This window comes from Pseudomonas sp. BF-R-19 (assembly GCF_019956445.1).
In the GTDB taxonomy this organism is placed as follows: domain Bacteria; phylum Pseudomonadota; class Gammaproteobacteria; order Pseudomonadales; family Pseudomonadaceae; genus Aquipseudomonas; species Aquipseudomonas fluorescens_BH.
The window spans coordinates 79,874-90,907 of record NZ_JAHBDN010000070.1 but is presented as its reverse complement, the minus strand read 5'-3'; the positions used below and the strand labels follow the sequence as shown (position 1 = coordinate 90,907).

Below are 11,034 nucleotides of genomic sequence, written 5' to 3'. Positions count from 1 at the left end.
TCCTGTTCAGTCTTTATTCCCACGCCTAGACTCGGTCCATTCCAACAAAAGGTAGGCCGCCATGTCCGAGACGTTGCTCAGTTCCCGAAATCTGGCTTTCGAGCTGTATGAAGTCCTTGATGCCGAGGGCCTGACCCAGCGTGAGCGTTTCGCCGAGCACAACCGCGAAACCTTCGATGCGGCCATTGGCACCGCCCGCAGCATCGCCGAGAAGTTCTTCGCCCCGCACAATCGCAAGGGCGACGAGAACGAGCCGCGCTACGAGAACGGTCAGGCAATTCTGATTCCGGAAGTGAAACCGGCGGTGGATGCCTTCCTCGAAGCCGGTTTCCTCAACGCCGCGCGCAGTTTCGACGCTGGCGGCATGCAGCTTCCTACCTTGCTCTCGCAGGCCTGCTTTTCGCACTTCCAGTCGGCCAACGCCGCATCGACCTCCTATCCGTTCCTGACCATGGGCGCGGCGAACCTGATCGAAAGCTTCGGCACCGAAGAGCAGAAACGCCGCTTCCTGCAACCGATGATCGATGGCCGCTTCTTTGGCACCATGGCCCTGACCGAACCCCACGCCGGCTCGTCACTGTCGGATATTCGTACCCGCGCAGAGCCGGCGTCCGACGGCACTTATCGCCTCAAGGGCAACAAGATCTTCATTTCCGGTGGCGATCACCCGTTGTCGGAAAACATCGTGCACATGGTGCTGGCCAAGCTGCCGGACGCGCCGGCCGGGGTGAAGGGCATTTCGCTGTTCATCGTGCCCAAGTTCCTGGTCAACGATGATGGCAGCCTCGGCAAGCGCAACGATGTGTTACTGGCCGGACTGTTCCACAAGATGGGCTGGCGTGGCACCACGTCCACGGCGCTGAACTTCGGCGATAACGGTGAGTGTGTCGGCTATCTGGTGGGCAAGCCGCACCAGGGCTTGAGCTACATGTTCCAGATGATGAACGAGGCGCGCATCGGCGTAGGCATGGGTGCGGTGATGCTCGGTTACGCCGGCTACCTGTACTCGCTGGAATATGCCCGCGAACGCCCGCAGGGCCGCGTGCCGGACAGCAAGGACCCGAATACAGCGCCAGTGGCGATCATTCAGCACGCTGACGTGAAACGCATGCTGTTAACGCAAAAGGCTTACGTCGAAGGTTCGTTCGACCTCGGCCTGTACGCAGCGCGGCTGTTCGATGACACCACCACGCTTGCGACTGAAGCCGAACGCAAGCAGGCCCATGAACTGCTGGACCTGCTGACGCCGATCGTCAAATCCTGGCCGTCGGAGTTCTGCCTGAAGGCCAACGAACTGGCGATCCAGATCCTCGGCGGCCACGGTTACACCCGCGAATATCCGGTGGAGCAGTACTACCGCGACAACCGCCTGAACCCGATCCACGAAGGCACCCATGGCATTCAGTCGCTGGACCTGCTGGGGCGCAAACTCGCGCAGAACGGCGGTGCGGGGCTCAAGCAACTGATCCGCCTGATCGCCGACACCGCCGAGCGCGCCCAGGCGTTTGATTCGCTGACGCCGCTGCGCGAACCGCTGGAGAAACTGGTGGCGCGCCTGCAAACCGTGACCATTGGCCTGCTGACTGATCTGGCCCAAGGCAAGGTCAACAGCAGCCTGGCGAACTCGGCGCTGTACCTGAAGGTGTTTGGTCACACGGTGATTGGCTGGCGCTGGCTGGAGCAGGCGATCCGTGCCGAGGAAGGCTTGGCCAAGGGTAATGCGGCGGATGTGGCCTTCTATAAAGGCAAGTTGCAGGCGGCGCGGTACTTCCTGACGTGGGAAGTGCCGGGTTGCCACCATGAGCTGGCGATTCTTGAGGCTCGGGATGATGTGTGCCTGGGCATGCAGGATGAGTGGTTCTAACCCCAAGTATTTGTAGTGCTGCTTAGATCCATTCGCGAGCAAGCCCGCTCCCACACTGGTTCAGGGTTGAACACATAATAGGTGCGCACCCTGAATCAAATGTGGGAGCGGGCTTGCTCGCGAAGGCGTCAGAATACACAACACATCACTTCAGCTTGAACCCCCCCATCTGCCGCGCCAGATCATCCGCCAACCGCTGCAACGTCTGGCAATCATCCCGACAGGCCCTGACCTCCCCCGCCGTCGCCCGGGCCAGATCGGAAATCCCCTGCACGTTGCGATTGATTTCTTCAGTCACCGCCGATTGCTCTTCGGTCGCCGTCGCCACCTGATGGTTCATGTCGCTGATGCGTTCCACTTGCCCGGTAATCGCGGTCAACGAGGCGCCGGTACGCTGGCTCGACTCGACACCCGTGCCCGTCGCGGCCTGCCCGGAATGCATCGACGACACCGCGTTTTCCGCACCTTGCTTGAGGCTGCCGATCATCTGCTGGATTTCATCGGTGGACGATTGCGTGCGCCGCGCCAGAGTGCGCACTTCATCGGCGACCACGGCAAACCCACGCCCCATGTCCCCGGCCCGCGCCGCTTCGATAGCGGCGTTGAGCGCCAGCAGGTTGGTCTGCTCGGAAATCCCGCGAATCACCGCCAGCACCTGATCGATCGACGCCACCTGATGCGCCAATTCACCCACAGCGCTGGCGGCGACACCGATTTCGTCGGACATGCTTTCAATATGCCGGATCGAACCACCCACCACTTCCCGTGCCTGCATCGCCTCATCCCGAGCCGTTTGCGACGCGACCGCCGCATTACCGGCGTTTTGGGCGATTTCCTGAACAGTCAGGCCCATTTCATGGACAGCAGTGGCGACCATGTCGGTCATTTCCTGCTGGCGGCCAGAGCGTTCAGCGGTGTTGTCCACAACTCGGGCCACTTGCCCCACAGCCGTGCGCAAACGTTCGCTGGTGGTCAGCACTTCGCCGATCATGTCGCGCTGGCTATCCAGGAACCGATTGAAACCGCGAGCCAGATCGCCCAGCTCATCGGCGCGACTGGAATCTAACCGGCGGGTCAAATCCCCACCACCGCTACCGATGGCCACCAATGCCGCTGTTACCTGACGAATCGGTCGTACCAACCCACGGGCCAGCAACACCACCAGCAACAGGCAAACAATCGCCACCGCCAGGCCGATGCCGCTGCTCATCCACATGGCGCTGCGGGCTTCGGCGTAGATCTGTGATTGCGGCACTTCGGCCACCAGGGTCCAGCCGAGATCGCGCAATGGAAGGCTTAACGCGAGGAAGTCTTCACCGTCACGCTGGAAGCCGCGGCTGGTGGCGGATTTTTGACCCATTACTGCTTGTGCCGCCGCAGCGCCTATTTGCTCCGTAAGATTGCGTTTGCCACTGAATTGCGCCTCGGGATGCACCTGGATCAAACCGTCGGAACGCACGAGATAGACCTTGCCACGCTCCCCGAAGTTGAAGTTGTGAATCAGCTCCGAGAGCTCTTTCATGCTCAGGCCAAGCCCGGCAACACCCACGACTTTACCGGCCTGCTCGACTTTGAAGTCGATGAAAAGCGCCAATTCTCCGGTCGCCGTGTCATTGTCGATATTGAGGGTGCGCGGCTGGTTGCTGTCGAGAAAGGAGTAGAACCAGGCGTCTTTGGGATTGGAACGACTGAGGGTCCGGTCCAGGCCTTTTTCGGTGAAGTAATGGTTGGACGCGGTGCCGACAATAATCGCGGTAAAGGCCTTGTGCTCGGCGCGAACACCTTCGAGATAGGTAGTAAACGTGCCGGCCTGGGCACTGTCTTCACCCCCGGCCAACCAGTCGCGCACCATGCTGTTGCTGGCGATGTCCCTGGCGGCGGTGAGAGGTTGAACGAGGATCCGTTCGATGTCGTTGCGCATCGCTTCGATGCTCGACGGCAAGGCTTGCTCGACCAGATAGCTCTGGACGAGGCGGTTGAGCACCAGGGTATAAATGCCCACCACGATCAGGATACTGACGAGCAGGGCGGTGCCCATACTCAGGATCAACTGCCATTGAATACTGCGTCGCCAGAACTGCATGGAGCACCCCCAAAGAATAAGAGGCTGAAACACTGCAACAGCCGTGCCGATTGTATACAAACCAACCGACAATCTATTCTTTGGTTGTGCGCAAAGCCGATCAGGCCTGATTGATCGTCTTGGAGATCACTTCAACCGTGGCGCTGACTTGCTCTTGGTAACGGTCGAGTTCGAGCTTGTGCTGTTTCTGCATTTCGATCTGCTGGGAGCACAGATTCATCGCCGCCAGCACCAGCAGTCGGTCACCGATCAGCGTCGGGTACTTCCTCTTGGTTTCGGCCAGGGCTGCCTTCAACATCATCGCGGCGTCCAGCAGGGTTTGTTCTTCCCCGACCGGTGCCTTGATCGAATAGTCCTCCCCCAGGATCGAGACGACTTTTACCCCTGCGGCGTTGTAACTCATGCGCTGACAGGGCCTGCGCTGACGCGCTCAACCAGGGCCTGGATGCGAGCCGCCGTGGCGCCTTGTTTCTCTTCGTGTTCCATCAGACTCAGTTGCAGGCTTTCGTTTTCATCTTTGGCCTGGGCCAGTTCCGCGGTCAGGTTCTGGTTCTGTTGCACCAGGTCGCTGACCAGTTGTTCCAATTGGCTGAGGGATGCTTCCAACATTTTGATTTTCCGGGCTTTTTCAAAGGGCGCGTACGATAAAGAAAAGTCACCCTGGATGCCAGGGTTATACAGGCGCAAAGCCTTGATATTGCTGACGGGCGACCTTTCTCGCGAACTGTAGAGACTGTGATTGACCGATCTGGTTCCTGCACTTCGTCGCCGTGGCGTTTGTGCGACATCCCTGCTTCGGGTTTCCGCCTCCCACCATTTGGCCTCTGCCGCCGAGGAACACAACAGCGTGACCGACCCGGCAGAACAATGAAATCGAACGGGCCGCCACCGCGAGCAACAAAATCAATAAATACATCCGACCCTCACTTCACCCCATCCAACTTCCCCTGATTCGGCGCCACAACGCCAATTCAATATAAAGAAAATTGCGCACTGAACAACTCTACACTTCAGGCAAGCTCGACAAACTCAAATAATCATTAACGCTCCCACTAACTGTATAAAACAACCAAGAAACACCTCGAATAGAACCCGCGCTCGCAATAACAATTCAGACCATGGAATAATTTACTCACCGCCGAATAGCGGACTGAACAAAACAACTAATCAAAACACCTTTACTTATACCCAAAGAGAACCAACCCATCATGACAAACAATCAAAATAACTTCACACCCCTTACTTCAGAAACTGCAGACCCCGCGCCACAGCACACCGCTACTGCAGCAAGCCCTGGCATTACCCTGACACCAAACGACAGAGGCGGCGTTACCTATGGCATAGTCGAATTTCTCGAAGTATCCAGAAAGCCTCAATACATCTCTAATTTCGAAACAGGCAAAGACCGCATCGACATGTCAATAGCCCTGAAAAAGGCCGGAGTGGGTTCATTGAATTTCAATCTTTCGGACATCTCCGAATTCAAGAATCCAGGCGATGCATTTCTGGATTACTTGCCTCACAACAACCAGAGCAATATTCTCGTAAAAGGTCAAAGCGCTAAATCAATGATGATCATTTCAGTAACAGGTCTCGTACGCTTGGGAGATATCGTCGACTCTGGATGGTCCTGACACATCGTAGAAAACAACCGCCAGCATTTATCAAAATGCGGACTCAAAGATCCAGCAAGACAGTCGCTTCATCCTTGAAAGCCTATTGAGCAACGCCAATTGAAAATCCAACTCAATTCAAGTCCGGGGCGGATAACCAACGCCCCGCTCGAATGGATCTTTCATCGACGCAACACTAGCCAATCATAGAGACAGCATCTGAGCAGGCGGCCTCAAAACCTTTTTTGACAGCGACGCAATTCAACAGGTTAGAATCGCTGGCACGCAGACTGCATGGTCAGTTTGCGCCCGCCTTTCAGCTTTCTGGAGTACTGCCTTTGAATGCGACGACCATCAACAGCCTGTTCTTGATCGGCGCGTTGCTGGTAGGTGCGAGCATTCTGGTGAGCTCACTTTCGTCCCGTCTCGGTATCCCGATTCTGGTGATCATCCTGGCCGTCGGCATGGCGGCCGGTGTCGATGGCGCTGGCATTATTTTCGATAATTACCCCACGGCTTATCTGGTCGGCAACCTCGCGCTGGCGGTGATCCTGCTCGACGGCGGCTTGCGCACCCGGGTGTCGAGTTTCCGCGTGGCGTTATGGCCGGCGTTGTCCCTGGCCACGGTCGGGGTACTGATTACCACCGGGCTGACCGGCATGGCAGCCGCGTGGCTGTTCGACCTGAACCTGATTCAAGGCCTGCTGATCGGCGCCATCGTCGGCTCCACCGACGCCGCGGCGGTGTTCTCGCTATTGGGTGGCAAAGGCCTGAACGAACGGGTAACCGCCAGCCTTGAAATCGAATCCGGCAGCAACGACCCGATGGCGGTGTTCCTCACCGTCACCCTGATCGACATGCTCGCCAGCGGCCAGACCGGCCTGCACTGGAGCCTGCTGACGCATCTGATCCGCGAGTTCGGTATCGGTGGCGTCATCGGCCTGGGCGGTGGCTGGCTGATGCTGCAACTGGTCAATCGCATCAATCTGGCCACCGGTTTGTATCCGATTCTGGTCATCGCTGGCGGGTTGGTCGTCTTTGCCCTGACCAACGCCCTGCACGGCAGCGGCTTCCTGGCGGTGTATATCTGCGGCCTGGTGATCGGCAACCGTCCGGTGCGCAGCCGCCACGGCATTTTGCACATGCTCGATGGCATGGCCTGGCTGGCGCAGATCGGCATGTTCCTGGTGCTGGGGCTGCTGGTGACGCCTCACGATCTGCTGCCTATTGCCTTGCCGGCACTGGCACTGGCGCTGTGGATGATTCTGTTTGCCCGGCCACTGTCGGTGATGGTTGGCCTGCTGCCGTTCAAGGCGTTTCACGGGCGTGAGAAAGCGTTCATCTCCTGGGTCGGCTTGCGCGGCGCGGTTCCGATCATTCTGGCGGTGTTCCCGCTGATGGCCGGCCTGCCCAACGCCCAGCTGTACTTCAACCTCGCGTTCTTTATCGTGCTGGTGTCGCTATTGGTTCAGGGCACGAGCCTGCCTTGGGTCGCCAAGCTGCTGAAGGTGACGGTACCCCCGGAGCCTGCGCCCATCTCCCGCTCGGCCCTGGAAGTGCACGTCACCAGCGAGTGGGAGCTGTTCGTCTATCGCCTCGGCGCGGAAAAATGGTGCATCGGTTCGCCCCTGCGCGAGCTGAAAATGCCCGAGGGCACCCGTATCGCGGCCCTGTTTCGTGGCCAACAATTGCTCCATCCGTCGGGTAGTACGGTGCTCGAAGTCGATGATTTGTTGTGTGTTATCGGCCATGAACACAACCTGCCGGCCCTCGGAAAACTCTTCAGCCAGGCGCCACAACGGGGCCTCGATCTGCGCTTCTTCGGCGACTTCGTACTCGAAGGAGACGCCCAGCTGGCCGCGGTTGCGGCCCTGTATGGCCTGAAGGTCGAAGGCATCGATCCGGACATGTCCCTGGGCCACTTCATTGCCCAGAAGGTTGGCGGCGCGCCGGTAGTGGGCGACCAGGTGGAATGGAACAACACCATTTGGACCGTGGCCGTCATGGACGGGAACAAGATCGGTAAAGTGGGCGTCAGATTCCCCGAAGGAAGTCGCCCGGGTCCCGGACTCTTCCTCTAAACTGCTTCCACTATCACTTGCTTGACCGGTCTTTATGCCTAACCTGCGCTCCATTTTCGCCATCGCCCTTTTGGGCTTGAGTCTCTCTGTCAGTCCTTTGCAAGCGGCCGAACCGCCTTCCAGCGAAGCCGTGCAGGCGAGCCTGGACAAGATCGCCGACCGCAAACTGCCGGAAGCCGATCAGAAGGCCCTGCAATCCGTCCTGCAAGGCACGCTGAGCCAGCTCAACAACAAGCGTGACTACGAGCAGAAGCTGGTCGCGCTCAAGCAGCAATTGAGCAGTGCGCCCAAACAGACCATCGAGAACCAGCGTGAACTGACCCGCCTCAAGGCCAGTTCCGTGGTGCCGGTGGCGCAGCGTTTCGCCAAGGAGCCGATCCAGCAGCTGGAACAACTGCTCACCGAGCGTTCCACCCAGCAAAGCGACCTGCAAAAGGCCCTGGCCGATGCCAACAGCCTGATCATCACCGCCCAGACCCGCCCCGAGCGCGCCCAGGCGGAGATATCCAGCAGCCAGACGCGCATTCAGCAGATCAACACCATCCTCAAGAACGGCAAGGACGCCGGCAAGACCCTGAGCGCCGAGCAGCGCGACCAGCTCAATGCCGAGCTGGCGGCGCTGAACGCGCTGATCCCGCTGCGGCGCCAGGAACTGGCCGGCAATACCCAATTGCAAGACCTCGGCAGCAGCCAGCATGACCTGTTGTCGGAGCGATCCGATCGCCTGGATAAGGAAATCCAGGAACTGCAAACCCTGATCAACCAGAAGCGTCTGGCGCTGTCCCAGGAAACGGTCACCCAGCAATCCATCGAAGCGCAGAAAGCCGGCGGCAGCAGCCTTCTGGCCACCGAAAGCGCGGCCAACCTGAAGCTCTCGGACTACCTGCTCAAAAGCACTGACCGCCTGAACGAAGTCACCCAGCAGAACCTGCAGACCAAGCAGCAACTGGACAGCCTGACCCAGAGCGATGCGGCCCTGGACGAGCAAATCAACGTGCTCAAAGGCAGCCTGCTGCTCTCGAAGATTCTCTACAAACAGAAACAGGCGTTGCCGCGCCTGCGGCTCGACCGCAACCTGGCGGATCAGATTGCCGACATTCGCCTGTATCAGTTCGAAGTCAGCCAACAACGGGAATTGCTGAGCAATCCGACCACCTACGTCGAAAACCTGCTGTCGACCCAACCCCCCGAGCAAGTCACGCCGCAGCTGCGCAAAAGCCTGATGGAACTGGCCACCACCCGCGCCGACCTGCTGGAGCGACTGAACCGCGAACTGAGCGCGGTGCTCAATGAATCCATCACCCTGCAACTGAACCAGAAGCAATTGCTCAGCACCGCGCAAAGCCTGCGGGCGACCCTCGATGAGCAGATGTTCTGGATTCCCAGCAACAAGCCGCTGGACCTGGAGTGGATTCACAGTGTGCCGGATCGCCTCGAGCGGCAACTCGATTCGCTGCCGGTACTTTCAAGCCTGAGCGAACTGACCGATGGCCTGACCCAACGCCCGCTGCTGTTCCTGCCACTGGCACTGCTGATCGGTGCGCTGCTGTGGCGGCGCAAGAATCTGTACGCGCGACTGATCAAGGTTCACCAGGACATCGGTCACTTCAAGCGCGATAGCCAGTGGCACACGCCGCAGGCGATTCTGATCAACATTCTGCTGGCGATGCCGGTTTCCCTGGGCCTCGCCTTGTGCGGGCTGGCCCTGCAAATCGACGCCCGCGGGCAGAACGCCAATATGGGCGCGGCGCTGCTGCAAATGGCCGGAGCCTGGCTGGTGTTCTACACCGCCTACCGGATCCTCGCGCCAGGTGGCGTGGCGGAACTGCATTTCCGCTGGGAAAAGCCCCAGGTGGAGTTCCTGCGCAGATGGATCCGCCGCCTCGGCATCGTGGTCATGGCACTGGTGACCGTCGTCGCCGTAGCCGAACTGCAACCGGCGGCACTGGCCGATGACGTGCTCGGCATGCCAGTGGTACTGATCTGCTACGCCTTGATGACCTTGTTGCTCAGCCGCCTGCTCATCAGCAGCCCGACCCACGAAAACGCTTCGCTGTTCCGCAAACTGGTAGGGATCCTGTTCACCGCCCTGCCCGTCGCGCTGTTCGTGGCGGTGTGCTTCGGCTACTACTACACCGCGCTGAAACTCAGCGACCGCTTGATCAACACCCTGTACCTGCTGATGTTCTGGCTGGTGATCGAAGCCACCTTCGTGCGCGGCCTCAGTGTGGCGGCCCGGCGCCTGGCCTACCAGCGCGCCCTGGCCAAACGGCTGGCCGCCAAAGAGGCCGGCGATGGCGAAACCCTGATCGAAGAACCGACGATGGACATCGAGAAAGTCAACGAACAGTCCCTGCGCCTGATCCGCCTGGCACTGCTCGGCGGCTTCATGGCGGCACTGTATTGGGTCTGGGCCGACCTGATCACGGTGTTCTCGTACCTGGACAACGTCACCCTCTACGAATACACCAGCGGTACCGGCGCCAACATGAGCATGGTACCGATCAGCATCGGCGACATGCTTGGTGCGCTGATCATCATCGGCATCACCTTCGCCCTGGCGCGCAACCTGCCGGGCTTGCTCGAAGTGTTCGTGCTGTCCAAGCTCAATCTTGCCCAGGGCAGCGCCTACGCGACTACCACATTGCTGTCGTACGTGATCGCCGGCGTCGGTTTCGTCTCGACGCTGTCGACCCTCGGCGTGAGCTGGGACAAGTTGCAATGGCTGGTGGCGGCGCTGTCGGTCGGCCTCGGTTTCGGTATGCAGGAGATCTTCGCCAACTTCATTTCCGGCATCATGATCCTGTTCGAACGTCCGGTGCGGATCGGTGACACCATCACCATCGGCAACCTGTCGGGCACGGTGAGCAAGATCCGCATCCGCGCCACGACCATCACCGACTTCGACCGCAAGGACATCATCGTCCCGAACAAGACGTTCATTACCGGGCAACTGATCAACTGGTCGCTGACCGACACAATCACCCGGGTGACCCTCAAGCTCGGCGTCGACTACGGCTCGGACCTGGACCTGGTGAAAGAGCTGTTGCTCAAGGCCGCACGCGATAACCCGCGCGTGCTGAAAGACCCGGAACCGCACGTGTACTTCCTGAATTTCGGCGAAAGCACCCTCGACCACGAGTTGCGCATGCACGTGCGCGACCTCGGCGACCGTAACCCGGTGCTCGACGAGGTCAACCGCTTCATCAACCGCGAGTTCAAGAAGCAGCACATCAACATCTCGTTCCGGCAGATGGAGGTCTACCTCAAGAACCTGCACGGCCAGGAATACAAGATGGTGCCGATCGAGCCGGAAGCGAAAACCATCGTGCCGATCGTCGATGGCAAGTCGTCGCAACAACCGCCGGCCGCCAAACTCGACTAACCGGCCTT

Annotated in this window: 7 protein-coding genes and 1 pseudogene; 4 read left to right on the top strand and 4 right to left on the bottom strand. The window is 59.4% G+C overall.

Annotation, left to right across the window (positions count from 1 at the left end):
* The first annotated feature begins 61 nt into the window (after positions 1-61).
* Positions 62-1,864, top strand: a complete 1,803-nt coding sequence (locus KGB28_RS20375) for an acyl-CoA dehydrogenase (RefSeq protein WP_223447506.1) — start codon at positions 62-64, stop codon at positions 1,862-1,864.
* Between the two features lie 145 nt (positions 1,865-2,009).
* Here the strand turns inward: KGB28_RS20375 and KGB28_RS31840 are convergent, their stop codons facing one another.
* The 4 genes and pseudogenes from KGB28_RS31840 to KGB28_RS20360 form a co-directional block, all read right to left on the bottom strand.
* A complete protein-coding gene (locus tag KGB28_RS31840; RefSeq protein ID WP_411740594.1) occupies positions 2,010-2,741 on the bottom strand; it encodes a methyl-accepting chemotaxis protein in 732 nt (243 codons plus the stop codon).
* Positions 2,742-2,873: 132 nt separating this feature from the next.
* A pseudogene (locus tag KGB28_RS31835) lies at positions 2,874-3,902 on the bottom strand (cache domain-containing protein); the annotation flags it as partial.
* Between the two features lie 145 nt (positions 3,903-4,047).
* Positions 4,048-4,350, bottom strand: coding sequence for a cell division protein ZapA (locus KGB28_RS20365; RefSeq protein WP_150754767.1), 303 nt, complete (start codon positions 4,348-4,350; stop codon positions 4,048-4,050).
* Positions 4,347-4,556 carry a hypothetical protein gene (locus tag KGB28_RS20360; protein WP_095943263.1) on the bottom strand — a complete coding sequence of 70 codons (210 nt, stop codon included), beginning with the start codon at positions 4,554-4,556 and terminating at the stop codon, positions 4,347-4,349. The genes KGB28_RS20365 and KGB28_RS20360 overlap by 4 nt, the downstream gene beginning before the upstream one ends.
* Positions 4,557-5,155: 599 nt before the next feature.
* Here KGB28_RS20360 and KGB28_RS20355 point away from each other — a divergent pair.
* From KGB28_RS20355 to mscK, 3 genes are all read left to right on the top strand, one after another.
* Positions 5,156-5,581 (top strand): hypothetical protein, encoded by a 426-nt coding sequence (locus tag KGB28_RS20355; protein ID WP_223447503.1) that lies wholly within the window; start codon positions 5,156-5,158, stop codon positions 5,579-5,581.
* A 317-nt stretch (positions 5,582-5,898) separates the two neighbouring features.
* Entirely contained in the window at positions 5,899-7,641 is a 1,743-nt protein-coding gene (locus KGB28_RS20350; protein ID WP_223447501.1) for a potassium/proton antiporter, read from the top strand.
* Between the two features lie 34 nt (positions 7,642-7,675).
* Entirely contained in the window at positions 7,676-11,026 is a 3,351-nt protein-coding gene (mscK, locus tag KGB28_RS20345) for a mechanosensitive channel MscK (RefSeq protein ID WP_223447499.1), read from the top strand.
* The last annotated feature ends 8 nt before the right edge of the window (positions 11,027-11,034 follow it).

Coding starts and splice junctions, on each gene's coding strand:
- KGB28_RS20375 (WP_223447506.1), top strand. CDS start 62: ATGTCCGAGACGTTGCTCAGTTCCCGAAATCTGGCTTTCGAGCTGTAT.
- KGB28_RS31840 (WP_411740594.1), bottom strand. CDS start 2,741: ATGGTCGCCACTGCTGTCCATGAAATGGGCCTGACTGTTCAGGAAATC.
- KGB28_RS20365 (WP_150754767.1), bottom strand. CDS start 4,350: ATGAGTTACAACGCCGCAGGGGTAAAAGTCGTCTCGATCCTGGGGGAG.
- KGB28_RS20360 (WP_095943263.1), bottom strand. CDS start 4,556: ATGTTGGAAGCATCCCTCAGCCAATTGGAACAACTGGTCAGCGACCTG.
- KGB28_RS20355 (WP_223447503.1), top strand. CDS start 5,156: ATGACAAACAATCAAAATAACTTCACACCCCTTACTTCAGAAACTGCA.
- mscK (WP_223447499.1), top strand. CDS start 7,676: ATGCCTAACCTGCGCTCCATTTTCGCCATCGCCCTTTTGGGCTTGAGT.